General features: G+C 64.2%; 19 protein-coding genes. 9 read left to right on the top strand and 10 right to left on the bottom strand.

The features are described from left to right. Positions 1 to 121: 121 nt before the first annotated feature. The 7 genes from ACWGS9_RS07945 to ACWGS9_RS07915 form a co-directional block, all read right to left on the bottom strand. On the bottom strand, positions 122 to 1,579 hold the full coding sequence (locus ACWGS9_RS07945) for an NAD-dependent succinate-semialdehyde dehydrogenase (protein ID WP_454504718.1): 1,458 nt from the start codon (positions 1,577 to 1,579) through the stop codon (positions 122 to 124). Positions 1,580 to 1,596: 17 nt separating this feature from the next. Continuing rightward, positions 1,597 to 2,640, bottom strand: a complete 1,044-nt coding sequence (locus ACWGS9_RS07940) for a tartrate dehydrogenase (RefSeq protein ID WP_454504717.1) — start codon at positions 2,638 to 2,640, stop codon at positions 1,597 to 1,599. Between the two features lie 10 nt (positions 2,641 to 2,650). Further along, positions 2,651 to 4,114 carry an aldehyde dehydrogenase family protein gene (locus tag ACWGS9_RS07935; RefSeq protein WP_454504716.1) on the bottom strand — a complete coding sequence of 488 codons (1,464 nt, stop codon included), beginning with the start codon at positions 4,112 to 4,114 and terminating at the stop codon, positions 2,651 to 2,653. 147 nt (positions 4,115 to 4,261) lie between these two features. Beyond that, positions 4,262 to 4,615, bottom strand: a complete 354-nt coding sequence (locus ACWGS9_RS07930; protein WP_454504715.1) for a cupin domain-containing protein — start codon at positions 4,613 to 4,615, stop codon at positions 4,262 to 4,264. 23 nt (positions 4,616 to 4,638) lie between these two features. After that, positions 4,639 to 5,562 (bottom strand): 2-hydroxyacid dehydrogenase, encoded by a 924-nt coding sequence (locus tag ACWGS9_RS07925; RefSeq protein WP_454504714.1) that lies wholly within the window; start codon positions 5,560 to 5,562, stop codon positions 4,639 to 4,641. Between the two features lie 11 nt (positions 5,563 to 5,573). Further along, positions 5,574 to 6,698, bottom strand: coding sequence for an acetylornithine deacetylase (argE, locus tag ACWGS9_RS07920; protein WP_454504713.1), 1,125 nt, complete (start codon positions 6,696 to 6,698; stop codon positions 5,574 to 5,576). 53 nt (positions 6,699 to 6,751) lie between these two features. Then, a complete protein-coding gene (locus tag ACWGS9_RS07915) occupies positions 6,752 to 7,000 on the bottom strand; it encodes a hypothetical protein (RefSeq protein WP_454504712.1) in 249 nt (82 codons plus the stop codon). On the opposite strand from ACWGS9_RS07915, the gene ACWGS9_RS07910 reads away from it, so the two are divergent. From ACWGS9_RS07910 to ACWGS9_RS07895, 4 genes are all read left to right on the top strand, one after another. Next, entirely contained in the window at positions 6,984 to 7,841 is an 858-nt protein-coding gene (locus tag ACWGS9_RS07910; RefSeq protein ID WP_454504711.1) for a GNAT family N-acetyltransferase, read from the top strand. The genes ACWGS9_RS07915 and ACWGS9_RS07910 overlap by 17 nt on opposite strands. 367 nt (positions 7,842 to 8,208) lie before the next feature. Then, positions 8,209 to 9,192 carry an ABC transporter substrate-binding protein gene (locus tag ACWGS9_RS07905; protein ID WP_454504710.1) on the top strand — a complete coding sequence of 328 codons (984 nt, stop codon included), beginning with the start codon at positions 8,209 to 8,211 and terminating at the stop codon, positions 9,190 to 9,192. 127 nt (positions 9,193 to 9,319) lie between these two features. After that, positions 9,320 to 10,123, top strand: a complete 804-nt coding sequence (locus tag ACWGS9_RS07900; protein ID WP_454504709.1) for an ABC transporter permease — start codon at positions 9,320 to 9,322, stop codon at positions 10,121 to 10,123. Between the two features lie 122 nt (positions 10,124 to 10,245). Continuing rightward, on the top strand, positions 10,246 to 11,004 hold the full coding sequence (locus ACWGS9_RS07895) for an ABC transporter ATP-binding protein (RefSeq protein WP_454504754.1): 759 nt from the start codon (positions 10,246 to 10,248) through the stop codon (positions 11,002 to 11,004). A gap of 282 nt (positions 11,005 to 11,286) precedes the next feature. Here ACWGS9_RS07895 and ACWGS9_RS07890 read toward each other — a convergent pair whose 3' ends face one another. Together ACWGS9_RS07890 and ACWGS9_RS07885 are read right to left on the bottom strand one after the other, a co-directional pair. Next, positions 11,287 to 12,906 (bottom strand): GMC family oxidoreductase, encoded by a 1,620-nt coding sequence (locus ACWGS9_RS07890; protein WP_454504708.1) that lies wholly within the window; start codon positions 12,904 to 12,906, stop codon positions 11,287 to 11,289. Between the two features lie 21 nt (positions 12,907 to 12,927). Continuing rightward, a complete protein-coding gene (locus ACWGS9_RS07885) occupies positions 12,928 to 14,559 on the bottom strand; it encodes an amidohydrolase (RefSeq protein WP_454504707.1) in 1,632 nt (543 codons plus the stop codon). Between the two features lie 302 nt (positions 14,560 to 14,861). On the opposite strand from ACWGS9_RS07885, the gene ACWGS9_RS07880 reads away from it, so the two are divergent. From ACWGS9_RS07880 to ACWGS9_RS07860, 5 genes are read left to right on the top strand one after another with little or no spacing between them, the layout of a single operon-like run. Continuing rightward, the gene (locus ACWGS9_RS07880; protein ID WP_454504706.1) at positions 14,862 to 16,136 is read left to right on the top strand and encodes a flavin-containing monooxygenase; all 1,275 of its coding nucleotides are present in this window, start codon (positions 14,862 to 14,864) and stop codon (positions 16,134 to 16,136) included. Between the two features lie 45 nt (positions 16,137 to 16,181). Then, positions 16,182 to 16,598 carry a RidA family protein gene (locus ACWGS9_RS07875; RefSeq protein ID WP_320215312.1) on the top strand — a complete coding sequence of 139 codons (417 nt, stop codon included), beginning with the start codon at positions 16,182 to 16,184 and terminating at the stop codon, positions 16,596 to 16,598. Between the two features lie 5 nt (positions 16,599 to 16,603). Then, on the top strand, positions 16,604 to 17,278 hold the full coding sequence (locus ACWGS9_RS07870; RefSeq protein WP_454504705.1) for a DUF1028 domain-containing protein: 675 nt from the start codon (positions 16,604 to 16,606) through the stop codon (positions 17,276 to 17,278). 21 nt (positions 17,279 to 17,299) lie between these two features. Continuing rightward, positions 17,300 to 18,790, top strand: a complete 1,491-nt coding sequence (locus ACWGS9_RS07865) for an aldehyde dehydrogenase (protein WP_454504704.1) — start codon at positions 17,300 to 17,302, stop codon at positions 18,788 to 18,790. Positions 18,791 to 18,837: 47 nt separating this feature from the next. Continuing rightward, positions 18,838 to 19,773 (top strand): LysR family transcriptional regulator, encoded by a 936-nt coding sequence (locus tag ACWGS9_RS07860; protein ID WP_454504703.1) that lies wholly within the window; start codon positions 18,838 to 18,840, stop codon positions 19,771 to 19,773. A gap of 113 nt (positions 19,774 to 19,886) precedes the next feature. On the opposite strand, the gene argE (ACWGS9_RS07855) is transcribed toward ACWGS9_RS07860, so the two are convergent. Further along, positions 19,887 to 21,038 carry an acetylornithine deacetylase gene (gene argE / locus ACWGS9_RS07855; protein WP_454504702.1) on the bottom strand — a complete coding sequence of 384 codons (1,152 nt, stop codon included), beginning with the start codon at positions 21,036 to 21,038 and terminating at the stop codon, positions 19,887 to 19,889. Positions 21,039 to 21,224: the final 186 nt, after the last annotated feature.

The following is a 21,224-nucleotide window of genomic DNA, read 5'->3' as shown; positions in this document are numbered from 1 at the left end:
TAAGGCAGTAAGGCAGTAAGGCAGTAAGGCAGTAAGGCAGTAAGGCAGTAAGGCAGTAAGGCAGTAAGGCAGTAAGGCAGTAAGGAGTGCTCTATTCCCTGCTGCCCTGCTGCCCTACTCCTTACTGCCCTATTCCCATATGAAAACTCTTCATCTCGAGATATTCCTCGATGCCGGCCTGCGCGCCCTCACGGCCGAGGCCGGACTGCTTGACGCCGCCGAAGGGGGCGACTTCCATCGAGACCGAGCCGGTGTTGAGCCCGACCATGCCGAACTCCAGCGCCTCTCCAACGCGCCAGGCGCGCTTCAAATTCTCGGTGTAGAAGTAAGAGGCAAGCCCGTAGGGCGTGCCGTTGGCCAGTGCGATCGCTTCCTCTTCGGTCTCGAAACGGAAGAGCGGCGCGACCGGGCCGAAGGTCTCCTCGCCGGCGAGCTGCATCTCTGCTGTGGCGCCGGTCAGCACCAGCGGCGCGACATATTGCGGGCCCTCCGGCAGCGGCGGTTTCTCAGTGACGATCGCAGCACCTTTGGCGAGCGCATCCTCGACATGGCGGTTGATCTTCTCGACCGCCGCCATGTTGATCATCGGCCCGATGGCGACGCCGGGCTGCGTGCCGGGCCCCACCGTCATGGCGTTGACGCGGGCGGTGAGCTTCGCCGCGAACGCCTCATAAATTCCAGCCTGGACGAGGATGCGGTTGGCACACACACATGTCTGGCCGCCATTGCGGAATTTCGAGACGAGCGCGCCCTCGACGGCGAGGTCGAGGTCGGCGTCGTCGAAGACGATGAAGGGGGCGTTGCCTCCGAGCTCGAGGCTGAGCCGCTTCACGCTGTCGGCTGCGCCGCGCATCAGCAGCGAGCCGACCCGCGTCGAGCCGGTGAAGGAGATCTTGCGCACCGTCTCGTTCGACATGATCTCGTTGCCGATCTCGGCCGGCATGCCGGTGACGATGTTGATGACGCCGGCCGGGATGCCGGCCCGTTCGGCGAGCACGCCAAGGGCCAGCGCCGAATAGGGCGTGAACTCGGACGGTTTGATCACCACCGTGCAGCCAGCGGCCAGCGCCGGCGCGACCTTGCGGGTGATCATCGCGTTGGGAAAATTCCACGGCGTGATGATGCCGCAGACGCCGACCGGTTCCTTCAGCACGATGATGCGGCGGTCTTGCGTGGGCGAGGGGATGGTGTGGCCGTTGATGCGGCGCGCTTCTTCCGCGAACCATTTGACGAAGGACGCGCCGTAGCGGATCTCGCCTCTAGACTCGTCCAGTGGCTTGCCCTGTTCCGTGGTCAGGATCAGCGCCAGATCGTCAAGATGCGCAAGCATTAGCCCATGCCAGGCCTCCAGCAGCGCGGCGCGCTCGGCATGGGTCTTCTTCTTCCAATCCCGATAGGCGGAGGCCGCGGCGTCAATGGCCGCGCGCGTTTCAGGGCCGGCCATATCGGGCACTGTACCGATGGCGGCCTGCGTCGCCGGATCGATGACATCGACGGTCTTGCCGGAGCCGGCAGCGACCCATTCACCGCCGATCAGGCCGGCTTCGCGGAACAGGCTTTTGTCCTTCAGGTTTTTCATTGCAGACGACCTTGCATTCAGCTGAGCGCCGCGACGACGGCGGCTGTTATGGCGTCAGTTCTGTCTTTGCCGGGACCGGTTCCAATACCGCGCGCGGTCGTCGCTTCGAGCGCCTTCATCATGCGGCCGGCAGCGGCTGTTTCGCCGAGATGATCGAGCATCATCGCGCCGGACCATATGGTGGCGATCGGATTGGCGATGCCGAGATGGGCGATGTCGGGCGCCGAGCCGTGCACCGGCTCGAACATCGACGGCGCCGAGCGGCCGGGGTTGATGTTGGCGGAAGCGGCGTAGCCGAGCCCACCCTGGATCGCCGCGCCGATGTCGGTCAGGATGTCGCCGAAGAGATTGGAGGCCACGACCACGTCGAGGCTGTCGGGCGCCATGATCATGCGCGCGGCGAGCGCGTCGACGTGGTAGCTGGTGACTGTGACATCAGGATACTCCGCCGCCAGCTCGCGCGTGATCTCGTCCCAGAAGACCATCGAGTATTTCTGGGCGTTGGACTTGGTGACGGAGGCCAACTTGCCGCGCCTCGCCCGCGCCTGCTCGAAGCCGAAGCGCAGGATGCGCTCGACGCCGGCGCGGGTGAAGATCGAGGTCTCGACGGCGACCTCGTCCAGCGTGCCTCGATGCACGCGCCCGCCGGCGCCCGAATACTCGCCTTCGGTGTTCTCGCGAATGCACAATATGTCGAAGCTCTCAGCCCGCAGCGGCCCCGTCACCCCCGGCAGCAGGCGGTGCGGGCGGATGTTGGCGTATTGCACGAATGCCTTGCGGATCGGCAGCAGCAGGCCGTGCAGCGAGACGGAATCCGGCACCTCCGCCGGCCAGCCGACCGCGCCGAGCAGGATGGCGTCGAAGCCGCGCAAGGTGTCGATGCCTTCCTCCGGCATCATGCGGCCGGTCTCCTTGTAGAATTTGCAGGACCAGGGAAATTCGGTTCCGGTTAAGGCAAAGCCGGACTGTTTGGCTACCGTTTCCAATACCGTCCAGGCGGCGGCGGTCACGTCGCGGCCGATGCCGTCACCGGGGATCAGGGCGATCGAATAGGACTTCATCGGCATCTCTCTAGAGGCTGATCAGGACGCTCTTGGTCCTGCGGTTGGCGAGATAGGCCTCGCGGCCGAGATCCTTGCCGATGCCGGAGCGCTTGTAGCCGCCGGTCGGCAGGATATGGTCGCGCGAGCGGCTGTAGCGGTTGACCCAGACGGTGCCTGCTTCGAGCTTGCGCGCAAGACGGATCGTGCGGGACAGGTCGGTCGTGAACAGGCCGGAAGCCAACCCGTAGGTCGGATGGCTGGATAGCGCCAGGGCCTCCTCCTCGGTCTCGAAGCTCTGGACGGTCAGAACAGGACCGAAGATTTCCTCCACGATCGCCGGATTTGCCTGGTCGACATTGGCAATCAGCGTCGGCTCGTAAAAATAGCCCGGATCGTCCATGGCGTTGCCGCCGGTCAGGCATTCGCCGCCGGCCGCGACCGCTGCCCGCACGATGCCGTCGACACGCGCCCGCTGCCGCTCCGAAATGATCGGCGAATACTGCGTCGTCTCATCCCAGGTCGGGCCGGGCCGCACCGCCCTCAATTTCTCCAGGATCGCAGCGGTCAGCCTGTCGGCCACCTTCTTTTCGATGATCAGGCGCGTGCCGGCCACGCAGGCTTGGCCGGCGTTGAAGGTGACACTGCCGGCGATCGCAGCCGCCGCCTTGTCGAGATCGGCATCGGCAAAGACGAGCTGCGGGCTCTTGCCGCCGAGCTCCAGCGTCATCGGCTTGACGCCGGTGCGCGCGACGTTCTCCATGATCGCCGAGCCGGCGCGGGTCGAGCCGGTGAAGCTGACCTTGGCGATCTCGGGATGACCGGTCAGCGCCGTGCCGGTGGTCGGCCCATCGCCCAAGACCACGTTGATCAGCCCGGCCGGCAGACCAGCTCTGACGGCAAGCTGCGCCAAATAGGCAGCCGAGAACGGCGTCATCTCGGAAGGTTTCAACACAACCGCATTGCCTGCGGCCAGCGCCGGGCCGAGCTTCCATCCGGCCATCGAGATGGGAAAATTCCAGGGCGTGATCGCGCCGACCACGCCATAGGGCTCGCTCATGATCATGCCGAGGCTGGCGTCGTCGGTCGGCGCCAATTCGCTGCCTTCCTTGTCGGCGAATTCGGCAAAGAAGCGAATCTGCTCGGCGGTGACGGCGATGTCGCCGGCGACGAGCTGGCCGACGGGCCGGGTCGAGCATAGCGCCTCGACCCTGGCAAGCGTTGCGGCCTCGGCCTCGATCAGGTCGGCCCAGGCCTGCAGCGCCCTGGTGCGCTCGCGCGGCCGAACGCCGCCCCAGTTGCTGGCTTTCAGCGCCGCCTTGGCGCTCTCCACAGCACGGTCCACCACGTCGGCACTGGCCACGGGGCAGGCGGCATAAGCCTTGCCGTCGGAAGGACGCCGCATCTCGATCGCACCCTCGGCCGAAATCAGCTCCCCGCCGACGAAATGGCCAACGGGGAGGGGGATCGTGTCAGGATCGAAGCTCAGGCTCATGGGAAAACCGCTCGGCAGCAACGGCCCGAGCCTAACGCGTGCCGGCACGCAGCATGCGCTGTTCGGTGATCCGCCGCCGACGAATGTTGCGTGCTGGGGGCAAGGGACAGCAAAATCTTCCGCCGAGGTCAGCGCCTGACGCGGACGCTACCCTACCGTCACGTATATCTTGCGCACCGTCTCGATGGTCTTCCAGACACCGGTGAAGCCAGGCTTCATCACGAAGCTGTCGCCGGCGCGGTAGGTCACCGCCTCGCCAGCGTCGGGCGTGATTTCGACCACGCCGGAGAGTATGTGGCAGAATTCGAACGTCTCCCCCTTGACCGAGCGCGTCTCACCCGGCGTCGCCTCCCAGACGCCGGTATGGACGAGGTCGTCCTTGGCGGCGTCCTGCGCCCAGGTCTTGAAGGCGGGGCAGCCGGCGATCAGCCGTTCGGGCAGCGCCTCGGATTCGCGCGGTGAAAAGCTTGGGTTGGTGTCGACGGACTTGAGCAGGGACAAAGGATGGCCTTTCGGGTTGGACTTCAATAACCGCGCGAGCGGTCGACGAGCCCGATGGGGTCGAGACCGGCGCGGTGGCGTCGGATGTTCTCGATGACCGACCGCGCGGCGGTCGAGGGCTGGGTGACGCTGGCGACATGCGGGGTCAGGATGATCTTCGGATGAGCCCAGAACGGGTGGCCTTCAGGCAGCGGTTCGGGATCGGTCACGTCGATGATTGCGGCCGATAGATGCCCGCTATCGAGCGCGGCGATGAGGGCTTCATGGGCGAGCTGTGGCCCCCGGCCGGTGTGGACGAGCGCCGCGCCTTCCGGCAGTTTCGCGAACAGGTCGGCATCGAGGAACCCGCGCGTCGCCTCGGTCAGAGGCAGCAGGCAGACCAGTATGTCGCTGGCAGCCAGCGTCCGCTCCAACCCGAGCTCGCCATAGTGGCAGGTCACGCCCTCGATTTGGCGTGGCGACCGACTCCAGCCGGCGAGCGGAAAGCCGAAGGGCTTCAGGCGATCGAGTACGGCCTGCCCAAGTTGCCCGAGGCCGAGCACGCCGATCCGGCGCGACCCGGCCTGCAGCTGTGGGATGTCACGCCATTCGCCGGCGCGTTGCTGTGCCAGATAGGCGGGCAGATTGCGATGCAGGGCGAGCACGGCCAGCGTCACGTATTCCTGCATCATGCGCACGATGCCTTCCTCGACCGTGCGCACGATCTTCACTTGTTCCGGTAAGGTATCGAGGCGGAACTGATCGACGCCGGCGCCAATGGAAAACAGGATCTCCAGGTTTCTGTAGCGCGCGAGGTCTTCCGGCGCGGTCCAGGTAATGAGATAGCGTACGGAGTCGGGATGAACCGTCGCGCCATCCATCGTGAAGGGGACGTCCGGCAGTTCCTTGGCGAACGCCTCGGCGAAGATCGAGCCGCGCTGCGCATCGGAATTGAAAAGGAACGTCATTCCGGTTCCCTTCAGGCCGCGCAGCGGGCGCCCAGCGCCTCGATCAATCGCTGGCAGGCGGCGAGTTCACCGGTGAGAATGTACTCATCCGGCTTATGGGCGCGGCCGATATCGCCCGGTCCGCAAATGATCGCATCGATCCCGGCGGCCTGGTAAAGGCCAGCCTCCGTACCGTAGCTGACGGCCGCTGAAGGCGCTTCGCCGGTCAGTTCGCCCAGCAATTCAGCCAGCTGCGCGTCCTGTGGCAGCGACAGCGCCGGATAGGCGCTCATCGGCGTCCACTCGACCAAGAAGCCGTCGGCGGCAAGGGCCTCAGCCCGCGCCTTGGCCGGCGCGAGCAGGCTCGCCGGGTCCACGCCGGGTATGGCGCGAGCCTCCAGGTCCAGCGTGCAAGTGCCGGGAATGATGTTGACCGACTGCCCGCCCGTCACCACGCCCGCTTGTAGCGAGGAGTAGGGCGGCTCGAAGGCAAGGTCGAATGGACCGTGCGTCAGCCGCTCGGCTTCGCCGACGGCCGCGCTCAGAGCACCGGCCATGGCGTGGATGGCGTTGAGGCCGAGATCGGGCCGCGAGGAATGGCCGGAGCGCCCGTGGATCGTCAGGCGAGCGGCCGCCTTGCCCTTGTGGCCGCGCACGGCGCGCATGCCGCTCGGCTCACCGACGATGACGCCGAGTGGCTTCGCGCAAAGTTCGGGAAGGCGGGCGATCAGGTGCGGCACGCCACGGCATCCCACCTCCTCGTCATAGGAGAAGGCAAGGTGGATTGGCCTGGCAAGGCGCAGTCTCGTCAGCGCGGGCACTGCCGCGAGCGCTGCGGCCAGAAACCCCTTCATATCAGTGGTGCCGCGTCCATGGAGCCGTTCACCCTCGCGGCGCAGCGTGAAGGGGGGCGAGCTCCATTGCGGCTCGCCGGCGGGGACGACGTCCATGTGCCCGGACAGGATATAGCCCGCGACATCGGCGGGGCCGATCGTCGCGAAAAGATTGGAACGGTCGCCTTCAGGCCCGGGCAGCAGGGTGACCTTTGCGCCATGTTCGCCGAGATAGGCCTCGATCCAGCCCGCAATGTCGCCGTTCGGCTTGCCGGCGACCGACGGAAAGGCGACGAGACGGTCGAGGATGACGAAGACGTCCATTCCAGCCCTCAAGGCATTTTCGGGTTCGCCGGGTTCGGCGCGGCCGGCCGTAACTACAGAATTGCCGCAGAGAATGTATGCATTCCTTCGCGATTGCGTGCCGAAAGCGGAAGTGTTTCAGTTGAATCTTGCGTTGGCACGCGGCATTCGAGCAAATCGTATCGGTCTGGTTGTTTAGCGTTGACAGGGGCAGGTGCGGCCATTGTGTTGTGTGTCACCCCTTCGCGATCTTTCAGAGGCAGGAAATTGAAGCCGTCCGGAAGCTTGAAAATCGATGCCTTCTCAATGCGGATCGCCGACATTGAAGGTGTCGAGCTGGACCGGTTGCATGCGCTCTCCCTGTCGGTGGGGTGGCCGCATCGGGCAGAGGATTGGCAGTTCCTGCGCGAAACAGGACAAGGCCTCGTGGCGCTCGACGAGATCGGCAGGGTTCTCGGTTCGGCCATGTGGTTCGAGCATGGCGATGGCCTGTCGACGGTGGGGATGGTCATCACCTCGCCGCGACTTCAGACGCTGGGGGCGGGGCAATGGCTGATGAAGCGGGTCTTCGACAAGGTCGTCGACCGCAACTTGCGCCTCAATGCAACCCGTGCAGCAAGGCGGCTCTATCTCTCGCTCGACTTCCAGCCGGAGAAGACCGTTTATCAATGCCAGGGGATTGTCCATGCGATTGGGTCGGCAGGCATGGAAAAGGCGGATAGCGCGGTGCGGCGATTGCGGGTGGAGCATGTGCCGGCGATCATCGCGCTCGACGCGGCCGGTTTCGGGGTTCGCAGGGAAGCACTTGTCCAAAAGCTGTTCGACCAGTCCATCGGCTACGGGCTCTTCGACGCTGGGGCACTTAAGGCCTTCGCCCTATGCCGCCCGTTCGGCCGTGGCCACGTCGTCGGCCCTGTGGTGGCGAAGGACGATGCCGATGCCATCGCGGTGGTTCGACCGCACGTGACCGAGCATTTGGGCAGCTTTGTCCGGGTGGATACGCATATGGAGAGCCGTGAGTTCGGCGCATTTCTGTCGCACAGCGGAATGCCTGTTTTCGACACCGTGCTGACCATGTCGATGGGCAAACGCCTCGCCGATTATTCCGTCGGCGATGCAACTGCCCCGATGACTTATGCCCTCGCCAGCCAAACTCTGGGGTAGTTCAGCCCCGGATGGGGGTGGTCGCAGCAGTCCACGCCTCCGCAGCCAGTTCTTCCGGCACCAGCTGCGGCACGCAAAAAAGCAGCCCTGCCGCATGATTTTATTTCGACTGCCGGGCGCAACCTTTCGCGATCCGCCCCCGGATGCTGCGAGCCGCCCCGCTGGCCGGTCGCTTCGGTTTCGGCGAAGCAAAGGACAGAAAAAGACTTCTTTTGGCGACCCGGCCCGGATGCTCTCTTGCAGGGCCTAGAACACGCTAGGCCCGCCCGGGAGGCGACGCATAACAAGAGAGCGGCTGCCGAAACACCGCTTGGCATAGGCCGTTCGAATGGGCCGATGCCAGCAACAGCCATGGGGAACCACGACAATGAAGACATTCCGAAATTGCCTGATGACCGCGGTCAGCGCAGGCCTGCTGGGCCTGGGGCTTGCCGCTCCCGCCAACGCAGGCGCCATTCGCCTCGGCATGACCACCTGGGTTGGCTACGGGCCGCTGTTTCTTGCCCGCGACCTCGGTTACTTCAAGGAGGCCGGCGTTGACGTCGACCTGAAGGTCATCGAAGAATCAGCGCTTTACATGGCGGCGGTCGCCGGTGGCGACCTCGATGGCGCCGCGTCCACCGTCGATGAGCTGATGAAGTACCGCTCGGACGAGCTCTGCTTCAAATATGTGCTGGCGCTCGACGACAGCCACGGCGGCGACGGCGTCGTCACGCAGGCCGACGTCAAGTCGCTGAAGGATTTGAAGGGCCAGCAGGTGGCCCTGAACGAGGGTTCCATATCCGAATTCTGGTTCAACGTGCTCCTGAAAAAGGAAGGCATGACCGAGGACGACGTCACCATCACCAACATGACCGCCGATGATGCGGCGACCGCGTTCATCGCCGGCCAGGTTCCCGCCGCGGTGACCTGGGAGCCGCACCTCACCGAAGTCCGCAAGGGCGGCAAGGGCAAGGTGCTGATCGATTCCACGACCACGCCTGGCCTGATCGTCGATGTGATCGCGCTTAAATGCGACCTGATCGAGAAGCATCCCGAGGACGTGAAGGCCCTGGTCAAGGGCTATTACAAGGCGGTCGAATACATCAAGACCAACCCGGACAAGGCCTACGAGATCATGGCCAAGGGCATTGGCGGTTATCTCGAAAAGCCCGAGGACTTCGCCGCCGGCGCCAAGGGCGTGCGCTACTACGATCGTGCCCGCAACCTCGATTTCTTCGGCACCCCTGAGAAGAGCGAGGCGTCCAATCTGGTGAATTTCGCGCAGGACATCTGGGGCAAGGCCGGCAAGCTCAAGATGACGATCGACGCCAAAACCATCCTCGATACCGATTTCATCAAGGAGCAGTGAGCCTTCGAGATCGCCGGGGTCGGCCCGTCCGGGCCGGCAGCGTTTTTCCGAAAGCCAGAGTTGGTCGGCCTCCCGGGGCCGGCCGCGTTTTCCAGCGCTACGCGCTTAAATCAACGGAGGCCATCTAATGGCACAGAGGCGGACGGCGTGGACACGCCTGACGACCCCATTCGCCAACATTCCCGCCACCACGGCAACCACGCTCGCGCTGGCGATGTGGGTCGTCGTGATCGGCGGCTGGGCTCTCCTGTCCTATGGCCGCATCGTGCCGAACATGTTCCTGCCGACACCCGGAACGGTGCTGCAGACGACCTATCGCATGTCTCTGGACGGCAGCCTTTTCTACCACACTTTGACCAGCGCCAAGGTGGTGCTTCTCGGCTTCATCGTGTCCTCGCTGATCGCGGTGCCGCTGGGGCTGTGGATGGGCACCTACCGGGCGGTGCAGGCGCCGCTGGAGCCGCTGGTCAACTTCATCCGCTATCTGCCTGTCACCTCCTTCGTGCCCCTGTTCATCCTTTGGATCGGCATCGGCATCGAACAGCGCATAGCGGTCATCTTCTTCGGCACCTTCTTCCAGCAACTCGTGATGATTTCCGATTGTGCGCGCAGCGTGTCCAGGGACCTGGTCAACGCCTCCTACACGTTGGGCACCAAGCGCAGCGAGGCGGTGTGGCATGTCATTTTCCCTGCAGCACTTCCCGCGATCCTCGACACGCTTCGCGTTACCATGGGCTGGGCCTGGACATATCTGGTCGTGGCGGAACTCGTCGCGGCGTCGAGCGGCCTCGGCTACATCAGCCTGAAGGCGATGCGCGGCTTCCAGGTCGATGTGATCTTCATGGCGATCGCCGCGATCGGGCTTCTCGGCCTCATCACCGACACGACATTCCGCATCATCCGAGCGAGGGTCGCGCCATGGGCACCTTGATTTTGAACGCATCCTCGCAAACCGCAGCCGGATCAAGGGCAGCAATGACCGAATCCATCAAGGCGAACAATCCGGCCGGAGCGGCCTCGGCGGTCGGCGATCCGCGGTCGGCCGGCACCACGATGGCCGTCGAAGATGTGACATTGCGCTACGGCGACGCCAATGGCGTGCTGGCGCTGGACGATGTGTCGCTGAAGGTGGCCAGGAACGAATTCTGCGTCATCGTCGGCCCTTCGGGATGTGGCAAGTCCAGCCTGCTCTATCTTGCGGCCGGCCTCAATGACGCGACTTCTGGCAGCATCAAGGTCGATGGCAGGGAAGTGGTCGAACCCGGCGCCGACAGGGGCATGGTGTTCCAGAGCTACACCTTGTTTCCCTGGCTCACGGTGCGCGCCAACATCGAGTACGGGCCCAAGCGCAAGGGTCTGCCCACAGAGCAGCGCAAGCAGATCGTCGACCAGTATCTCAACGAGGTCGGCCTTGCGCCCTTCGCGGATCATTATCCCGCGCAACTCTCAGGCGGCATGAAGCAGCGCGTGGCGATCGCGCGCGCGCTTGCGAACGACCCGGCCGTGCTGTTGATGGACGAGCCCTTCGGCGCTCTCGACAGCCAGACGCGCGGCACCATGCAGAAGCTGCTTTTGCGCGTCTGGGAGCGGCAGCAGAAGACGGTGCTTTTCGTCACCCACGATATCGACGAGGCGCTGGTGCTGGGTGATCGCGTTCTGGTGATGACGGCGCGGCCCGGCAAGATCAAGGCCGAGATCAAGGTCGACATTCCCCGGCCGCGCTCGATGGACGTGATCCTCGAACCCGACTTCATCGCGCTCAAGCGCCGCATCCTTGGCCTTTTGCATGACGAGATCGACGAGGATCACTAAACTAGTCTCTCGACACAGGGTTTCTGAAAAGGCTGCAGGCTTGTCGGCGGCAAGATTTTCACCGTTCATTTCCGTGAAATCAGCGCAGACGCTGGGGATTGGCCGAAGCCTCTCAGCTTCGTCATCCACGGGCGGAGCGGGAGCGAAGCGGACGCGGAGACCCGAGGATCCATTCCGTGACGTTGGCCGAGGGATGCAGCGGATCAGAATTCGGCACCGCGGCGACGCCTCGGCGTCATCAATTCCGGGACGTTCGCGATGACTCGCCGAAACAGCGGCGACCTACTTGCCGCCGTTGCACGCCGAGCCAAGGATCATCTCCGAAGCCCTCTGCCCGATCATCATGCTTGGCGCATTCGTGTTGCCGCCGATCAGCTTCGGCATGACCGAGGCATCCGCGACCCGAAGCCCATCCAGGCCTCGAACTTTCAGGGTTGCCGGGTCAACGACGGCCATGCCGTCCGTTCCCATCTTGCAGGTCCCCACCGGGTGGTAAACGGTCAGCGCTTCGGCGCGCAGATAGGCGAGGATTTCGTCGTCGCTGCGGACATCCTTGCCCGGAAGCATCTCCTTGCCCCGCACCTCGTCGAACTCGGATGCGGCAAGGATCTTGCGCGCGATCTTGATGCCTTCGACCAGCACCATGGCGTCCTCATCGTCCGCGAAAAAGCGGTGGTCGATCAAGACGTCCCGGCGAAAACTGTCCCGTGACAGCCTGATCTCGCCTACGCTTTTCGGCCGGAGCACGCAGGTGTGAATGGCGTAGCCATGGCCGTATTCGATCAGCCTGCCGCGATGGCTGCGATAGCCGGGCACGAAGTGGAACTGAATGTCGGGAAGGCCGTTCGCGTATCTGGTTTTGGCAAAGCCGCCGGCTTCGACATAGTTGGTGGTGAGCATGCCCTTGCGGCGCGCGAAATACTGGAAGGGCGCCGCCGCGATGCGCGGCAGGTTGGCGATCGACAGGCCGAGCGTCCTGGTGCTCCTGGAGCGCACGGTGATCATGCCGTCGACATGGTCCTGCAGGTTCTTGCCGACGCCCGGCAAATCGAGAACCGGCGTGATGCCGATCTGCTGCAGCTCGGCTGCCGGCCCGATGCCCGACGCCATCAGGATCTTGGGCGAGTTGATGGCGCCGGCCGAGAGCACAATCTCCCGGCTGGCCGAGAGCGTCTTCCGCTGGCCCTCGTGCCGCACGTGCATTCCTTTAGCGCGCCCCTCGGCAATGACTAGGTCGATCACCTCGCATTCGCTGAGCAGTGTCAGGTTCTTGCGATCGAGTACCGGACGCATGAAGGCGCTGAAGCTGCTTAAGCGCTGGCCCCGGTCCTGCGTGACATTGTAGACCCCGAGGCCGAACTGGCGCTCGGCATTGAAGTCGGTGTTGGCGGGCAGGCCGGCATTCTTCCCGGCCTTGACGAACATGCCGGAAAGCACGTTCGGATCGCGCGGATTGTCGACCAGCAGCTCGCCGTCGATGCCGTGATAGCGCGGGTCCTGGGCGATCAGATTGCGCTCCAGTTTCTTGAACACGGGCAGCACGTTGCGGTAAGCCCAGCCGGCGCAGCCGAGCCCGGCCCACTCGTCATAGTCTTCGGCGGCGCCGCGAATATAGACCATCGAGTTGATCGAGCTCGATCCGCCCAGCGCCTTGCCTCGGTTGACCGGAATCCTGCGGTTGTTGAGCCGAGGCTGCGGCACGCCGACGAAACAATAGTCGTAGGTGGGGTTGCCGTAGAGCGAGAGAATGCCTGCCGGCACTTTGACCCGCAGGCTGTTGTCGCTGCCGCCGGCCTCGATCAGGCACACTTTGACGGACGGGTCGGCGCTCAGCCGATTGGCGACCACGCAACCGGCCGAACCGGCGCCGACGACGATGTAGTCAAATTCAGCCGCTTCCATCCAACCCCCAAAGACGCGGTTTCAAGCCGTGGGTTCTTCCCAGACCGATTTGCCGCCGACGATCGTTTTCAGCACTTTGATATCCGCGAGTTTGTCCGGCTCGACCTGCAGCGGATTATCGGAAAGAACGATGAAGTCGGCGAGTTTGCCCGCCGCCAGACTGCCCTCATCCCTTTCCCGGTGGCCCGCAAAGGCCGCGCCCAGCGTATAGGCGTGGAGCGCCTGCGCGACGGTGATCCTCTGCTGCGGGACCCAGCCTGCTTCCGGCTGATGATCCCGGCTTTGACGCAGCACCGCATTCCTGATGCCGACGAGGGGATTGAGATCGACGATAGGCCAATCCGTACCGAACGCGACGGCACCGGCGGCCTCGATAACGGAGCGGACGGGAAAGGCGCGCGGCAAGGACTTGGAGCCGACACGCACTTCCCAAAGGCCCTCCATCCCCAGCCATTGGTCGCGCGGATAGATCATCGCGGGCTGGAAGCTGGCTATCGCGCCTATCTGGCCAAAACGCTCGATGTCGCGCGCGGTGGGTATTTCGCAGTGCTCGACCCGTGGCCGGCGCTGCCGCGAGCGTTCTCCGTCCGATGCATATGCGTCGAGGGCCATTTCGATGGCGCCGGTGCCGATCGCGTGCGTCCAGACCTGAAAGCCTTCCTGCTGCGCACGGCTGACGGCCGCATTATAAGCCGGCGCATTCCACAGGCAGGTTCCGGTTTGATCCGGTTTGTCGGCATAGCCCTGAGGCATGAGGCCTGTGTGGGATTCCAGGACGCCGTCCAGGAAGAATTTGATGACACGTCCGTCGAGAAAGGCGGGATCAAGGTCGTTCCGCCATCCCGATACGCGCGCAATCACCTCGTCGAGGTTCGAATCCGGATTGGCAATGCTCGAAAGCGTGAAGCGCAGGCTCAGTTCACCGTTCGCGAGTATCTCAGCCAACAAGGGGACTGCTTCGTCATCCGTCCCCGCGCTTTGGACCCGCGACAGTCCCAAACGGTTTGCTTCCTTGATGGCGGAGAGCAGCGCCGATCGCATATCCGATTGCGCGGATTGAGGGACCAATGCTTCAAACTTGGACCACACTTTCTCCTTCAACCATCCGGTCGGCTCACCGCTCTCGTCTTTCACGATCTCGCCACCTTCGGGATCGGGTGTGTCCCGCGTGATGCCTGCAAGCTCCAGCGCCCTGCTGTTCACCCAGGCGGCGTGAGCCATGCCGGAGCGGAAGAAAACCGGGCGATCGGCAACAACTTGATCGAGAAGCGATTTGTGGAAGCCGCCTTCGGGGAGATCGGGGTAGCCGTAGCTGAATTCGCTGCCCACGATCCATGCGCGGTCGGGATGGGCTTGCGAATAGGCCTTCAACCGGTCGAGGACGTCGCCAAAGGTCTTGGCCTCGCGCAACCGCACTTCATCGAGATATTTGCTTCCCCAGGCGAAATGGACGTGAGAGTCAATGAAGGCCGGCATTGCGAACCGGCCCTGAAGATCGACGATTTCGGCGTCCTTGGATGCTTGCGCTTTGACGGTGGACCACGAGCCGACAGCCGCGATGCGGTCGCCGCGAACCAGCATCGCCTCGGCAACGGGATTCGCCGCATCGACCGTGTATAGCGCGCCGTTTGCGTAAAGGGTCTCTCGCGCCATTTCACTCTCAGCGATCGTCGCTCTGATGCGGGGTGACGCAGGGAACCACCAAATCCCGGGCACAAGAATTACTTTTTCCAGCACCCGTGCTTAGGGTCTGCCTAAGCTTTTCTCGATGTCCGGAGGTGGTTTTGCCGATCGTGATCGCTCGAATTGAGTGCCCCTCGGCGTTCGCATTCCAGCGTTTAGGGATAAGCTAAGCACTGACACATGAAATCATAATTTTCGCTCCTGCGGCCCGCCAGTAAACCAAGACGGACCTCCATCACAGCGGCGAAAGCCCCATCGAAAGAGACGTGGATATGTCGGTTGAGAAGGTAGACACGCTTGTCGTCGGCGGCGGCCAGGCGGGGGTGGCTATGAGCGAGCACCTGAGCAAATGCGGTGTACCGCATCTTGTTCTCGAGCGTGGCCGGATCGCCGAGCGCTGGCGCTCGCAGCGGTGGGACTCCCTGGTTGCCAATGGTCCGGCCTGGCATGACCGGTTCCCGGGCATGGAGTTTCCCGTGACCGGTCCCGATGGCTTTCCTTCCAAGGAGGAGGTCGCCGACTATTTCGTCGCCTATGCAAAGCAGATCGATGCGCCGATCCGTTGCGGCGTCGAGGTCAAGCTTGTGCAGAGAAATGTCGGTCGGCCCGGATTCCGCGTCGAGACGTCGGATGGCGTAATCGAGGCCAACAGCGTCGTCGCCGCGACCGGTCCGTTCCAGGTCCCCGTCATCCCGCCCGTCATTCCTGCCGATACTGGCATCCTGCAAATCCACTCGAGCGCCTACCGCAACCCGGCGCAGCTGCCAAAAGGCGCGGTGCTGGTGGTCGGCGCGGGATCCTCAGGCGTGCAGATTGCCGATGAGCTCCAGCGCGCCGGCAGGCGCGTCTATCTTTCGGTCGGCCCGCATGATCGTCCGCCGCGGGCCTATCGCGGGCGTGATTTCTGCTGGTGGCTGGGCGTCCTCGGCAAATGGGACCTCGAAACTCCGGGACCCGGCACGGAACATGTGACGATCGCGGTCAGCGGCGCGCGTGGCGGCGAAACGATCGATTTCCGTCGCCTGGCCGCGCAGGGACTTACGCTCGTCGGCATGACCAAGAGATACCACGACGGTGTCATGACTTTCGCGCCCGACCTTGCGAAAAACATTGCCCGCGGTGACGCCAACCTGATGTCGCTGCTGGACGAAGCCGACGCCTATGTCGCTCGCAACGGTCTCGACCTTGCGGAAGAGCCCTCGGCGCGCCGGATCGACCCCGATCCGGAATGCGTGACAAATCCGCTTGGCGAGCTCAACCTGGCCGAGGCTGGGGTAGCGGCGATCATCTGGGCGACGGGATTCGCCGTCGATTACAGCTGGCTGAAGGTCGATGCTTTCGACGAGAAGGGCCGGCCAAGGCACCATCGCGGCGTCTCGACCGAGCCAGGGATCTATTTCCTGGGGCTGCCCTGGCAGTCGCGAAGAGGGTCGAGTTTCATCTGGGGCGTCTGGCATGATGCCAAGCACGTGGCCGACCGTATTTCGACGCAGCGAAAATATCTGGCCTATCACGCCGCCGCTAAGCGCGAGCCCGTGGATGCCTGACCAGAGCCGACGACCGCTGCGAGCCCGACCCTGATGGAGACCAAGATGGCGCATACGCGAATTCGAACCTTCAACACCAAGGATACCTATCCCGAGCAGAAGCTCGACAATGATCTCTGCCAGGCGGTCGTCACGCGCGGCGGCCGGACCGTCTATCTGCGCGGGCAATGCCCGCAGGATCTCGATACGGCCAAGACCATCGACAGCCACGATCCCGTCGAGCAGACCCATAAGGTCATGCAGAACATCAGGCAGCTCATCGAGGAATGCGGCGGCACGATGGAGCATCTGGTGAAGGTGGTGGTCTACCTCACCGATGTCCGCCATCGCGAAGCCGTCTACCGGACGATGGGTGAATATATCAAAGGCGTCCACCCGGTTTCGACCGGTCTGGTCGTGTCCGCCCTGGCTCGGCCGGAATGGCTGGTCGAGATCGACGGCACCGCCGTCATCCCGGACTGAGCGCCATGACCTTTTCCATCGTCGCGCGATGCCGGCGCACGGGCATGTTCGGGGTGGCGGTGTCCTCGTCGTCCCCCGCGGTCGCGGCGCGCTGCGCCTATGCGCAGGCCGGCGTCGGCGCGGTCGCCAGCCAGAACGTCACCGACCCGACGCTCGGGCCACGGGCATTGGAGTTGATGGCGCGCGGCGCCTCCGCCGCTGAGGCCGTCGCGATCCTGAAACGCACGACCGCTTTCGCCGACTACCGGCAGGTTCTGGCTGTCGACTCGGCCGGCGGCAGCGCAATTCACTCGGGACCGAAAGCGCTCGGCATCTGGGCCGAGGCGCGCGGCGAGGACGTCGCCTGCGGCGGCAACCTGCTTGCCAACGACAAGGTTCCGCAAGCGATGGTCGACGCCTATCTCGCCTCCGAAGGCGACCTCGGTGACCGGTTGATCGCAACGATGCGCGCCGCGCTTCATGCCGGAGGCGAGGCCGGGCCTGTCCGCTCCGCCGGCATGAAGCTGGTGCGCGATGTGTCCTGGCCCGTCGCCGACCTGCGTTGCGACTGGACGGAAGCGTGTCCGATCGAGCAGCTGGCAACGCTGTGGGAGATCTACAAGCCTCAGCTCGATGCCTACGTCACCCGCGCCCTCAACCCGTCCGATGCGCCGAGCTACGGCGTTCCCGGTGACGAGTAGCCCCGACAGTCTGGAGCCAGCATGAGCGAACTCAGCCATAAGCACTGGATCGGCAAGGCGTCCGCGATCCGCTTCCGCGACAAGGCGTTCATCGACGGCAAGCCGGTGCCCGCGCGCTCCGGCCGGACTTTCGCCAGCATCAATCCCGCCACGGGAGCGACGCTTGCTGAAGTCGCCTCCTGCGGGGGAGAGGATATCGATCTTGCCGTTGCCGCGGCGCGGCGCAGTTTTGAGGCCGGCGTCTGGTCGCGAACGAGCCCCGCGCATCGCAAAGCGGTGCTGCTGCGGCTGGCGGAGTTGCTGCGCGAGAACCTGCAGGAGCTCGCGCTGCTGGAATCGCTGGATATGGGCAAGCTGGTGAGGGACGCCGCCACTATCGACGTGCCTGGCTCGGCGGCGATCTTCCAGTGGTACGCCGAGGCGATCGACAAGGTCTATGACGAGGTGGCGCCGACGGGCCAGGGTGACCTCGCTCTGGTGCGGAGGGAGCCGGTCGGGGTCGTGGGCGCCGTCGTGCCGTGGAATTTCCCCCTCGACATGGCGACCTGGAAATGCGCGCCGGCGCTGGCGGCGGGCAATTCGGTGGTGCTGAAGCCGGCCGAGCAGTCGCCTTTTTCGGCGCTCAGGCTGGCCGAGCTCGCCATGGAGGCCGGCTTGCCCGCCGGCGTGCTCAACGTTGTGCCGGGCCTCGGCGAGACGGCCGGCCAGGCGCTTGGCCGCCATATGGATGTGGACTGCCTCGCCTTCACGGGATCGACCGCCGTCGGCAAACTGTTCCTGCAATATTCCGGCCAATCGAATATGAAGCAGGTCTGGCCGGAGACGGGCGGAAAGAGCCCCAATCTGGTGTTCGCGGATTGCGGCGATCTGGATGCGGCGGCCGACATGGCTGCCTTCGGCATCTTCTTCAACCAGGGACAGGTGTGCTCGGCCAATTCCCGGCTTCTGGTGGAGCGCAGCATCAAGGATGCGCTGGTGGACAGACTGGCTGAGCGCGCGTCGGCGACGCAACCCGGCGACCCCCTCGACCCGGCATCGAGGATGGGCGCGATGGTCGACGCGCGACACGCCGCAGCGGTGATGCGTTTCATCGATGGTGGCAAGAAGTCGGCCCGGCTGGTGACCGGCGGTGGCCGGGTCGCGGTCGATGGGCGCGGCAGCTTCGTGCAGCCTACGATATTCGACAACGTTTCGCCCGACGATCCGCTTGCCCGCGATGAGATATTCGGCCCGGTCCTGTCGGTCATCGCCTTCGACAGCGAAGAGGAGGCGCTGCGGATTGCCAATGACAGCGTCTACGGCCTGGCCGCATCGCTTTGGACCGACAGCCTGTCGCGCGCCCATCGTATCGCCGAGCGATTGCGTGTGGGCACGGTTTCCGTGAACACCGTCGATGCGCTGAGCCCTATGACGCCCTTCGGCGGCTTCAAGCAGTCCGGCTTCGGGCGTGACCTGTCGCTGCACGCGCTCGACAAGTACACCGCGCTGAAGACCACCTGGATCAAGTACTGAGCAGCGGCCCGACTTGATCACAGGATGCAAACCGGCAACATAGGACCATGCCGCTCCGCTTCACGCTCAGACAACTCGAATATTTCGTCGCCGTCGGCGAAGCGGGTTCGATTGCCAAGGCGGCCGAGCAGGTCAATGTCTCGCCGCCGTCGATCTCGGCGTCGATCGCCCAGCTCGAAGCTGAGTTCGGCGTGCAGCTGTTCGTGCGCAAGCATTCGCATGCCCTTGCGCTCACCGCGGGCGGGCGCTTGTTCCTCAAGGAAGCCGCGCGCCTGCTCAACGACGCGGACGCGCTGCACGACATTGCCGGCGATATCGCGGAAAAGGTACGCGGACCGCTGGCGATCGGCTGCCTGCTCACTTTCGCGCAGATCGTCCTGCCGGCGCTGCGCAGGAAATTCGAGGACGCCTATCCGGATGTGCGCGTCAGGCAGTTCGAGCGCAACCAGGGGCAATTGTTCGAGATGCTGCAGCGTGGCGAAATAGACGCAGCACTTACCTACGATCTCGAACTGTCGCAGGACATGACGTTCGAGCCGCTGATGCAGTTGCCGGCCTATGTGATGCTGCCGGCCGCGCATCATCTGGCGGCGAAGGCGGGCATCACGCCCGAGGAACTGGTCGACGAGCCGATGGTGCTGCTCGATCTGCCCTATAGCCGCGAATATTTCCTCTCGGCATTTCAGCCCAAGGGATTGCGGCCCAAGATAGCCGAGCGCACCGGCGACATCGCCGTCATGCGTTCGATGGTGGCCAATGGTTTCGGCTACGGCATCGCCAATATGCGGCCGCTCAACACCATGTCGCCGGACGGCAAGCTGCTGGTCTTCGTGCCGCTGCTGGGCGACATCAGGCCGCTGACCATGGGAATTGCGCTGCCGAATGCCGAGCACCGCAGGCTGACGGTGCAGGCCTTCATCGACCACTGTCGCCGCTTCGTCGTCGAGCAAGGCGTCTTCGGCACCGAACGCATCGTCAAATGAGCGATATTACGGCCAGAGCAGTTCAGCGTTTGATGTAATCGCTGACCTGCTCCAATTCTTTGTTTTTCCGCAATTCCGGACGGAAGACCGCTGCGCGCTTTCCTGGAATTGCTCTAACCATCGGTGAGCCGCGTCAGCAGCCTCTCCAGCATCTCGTCGCAACGCCGCAATTGTTCGACGCTGACAAATTCGTCCGGCTTGTGCCCCTGCGCCATGGAGCCCGGTCCGCAGACTACGGCAGGCGTGCCGAGATCGCGGCTGAACAGTCCGCCTTCCGTGCCGAACGCGACTTTCATGGTGCTGTTGGCACCGGTGAGCGATTTGACGAAGGCGACCGCTTCCGAAGCGGCCGGCGTGTCGAGGCCCGGATAGGTGTTGGTGATCTCGATGTCGATTGCGGCCTCTGCCGCGATCGACGCGGCGTCTGCGGCAATACGCGCCGCGGCAATGCGCAGCCTGTCGAGAATGCCGGCGGCATCGTCGGCGGCAACGTTGCGGATCTCGAAATCGATCTTGCAAAGGTTGGGCACGATGTTGAGCGCCACGCCGGCATTGATCTTGCCGACATGCACCGTCGTATAGGGAATGTCGTAGTCGCCGTCGCGAGCGCCTTCGCGGGCCAGCCGGTCCTGCTCGTCACGCAGCGCGCGCACGAAATCGCAGCCGAGATGGATGGCGTTGAGCGCCAGCGGGGCGAGAGCGGAATGGCCTTCCCGTCCCCTGCAGACGGCGCGAGCCGCAAGCTTGCCCTTGTGCCCCGTCGCCACCTGCATGTTCGTCGGCTCGCCGACGATGCATAGCAGCGGACGTTGCAGCGCCGCGCTCAGCATTTCGATCAGGTCGCGCACGCCCAGGCAGCCGACCTCCTCGTCGTAGGAGAGCGCCAGGTGCAGCGGCATGCGAAGCTGCATCTTCGAGGCCTTGAGGCAGGCCGCGAGCGCTGAGGCCACGAAGCCCTTCATGTCCGCAGCGCCGCGACCGTAAAGCTTGCTCTCGCGCGCGGTCATCGCGAATGGCGGCAGCGTCCAGTTCTGGCCGTCGACGGGCACCACGTCGGTGTGGCCGGACAGCATGATACCGGGCTTGTCGGCCGGGCCGATGGTGGCAAAGAGGTTGGCCTTATGCCCGTCGGCGCTGTGGATGATCTTGCAGGCGGCGCCGCCCGCTTCGAGCAGGTCCGCCGCATAGCCGATGAGGTCGAGGTTCGAGTCGCGGCTCACCGTCGGGAAGGCGATCAGCCGTTCGAGAATCCTGATGCTGTCCATTTATCTTGTCCCGTTGCCGCAACCGGCTGTCTACATCGCGCGCCCGCTGTCCTGAAGTCGCATTTGGCTCAGCCCCGGTTCATCGCAGGCTAATCCACCCGACGCGCGATTAGGCGCGTCCTAATCGGCGCAGAAGAATTCCGTAGTTTTCCCGCGCCGGCGCCAACTTATGAGTAGTCTCGGCAG

The sequence above is a fragment of the Mesorhizobium sp. Arg314 genome (genome assembly GCF_053714275.1).
This window is presented reverse-complemented; position numbering and strand designations above follow the sequence as displayed.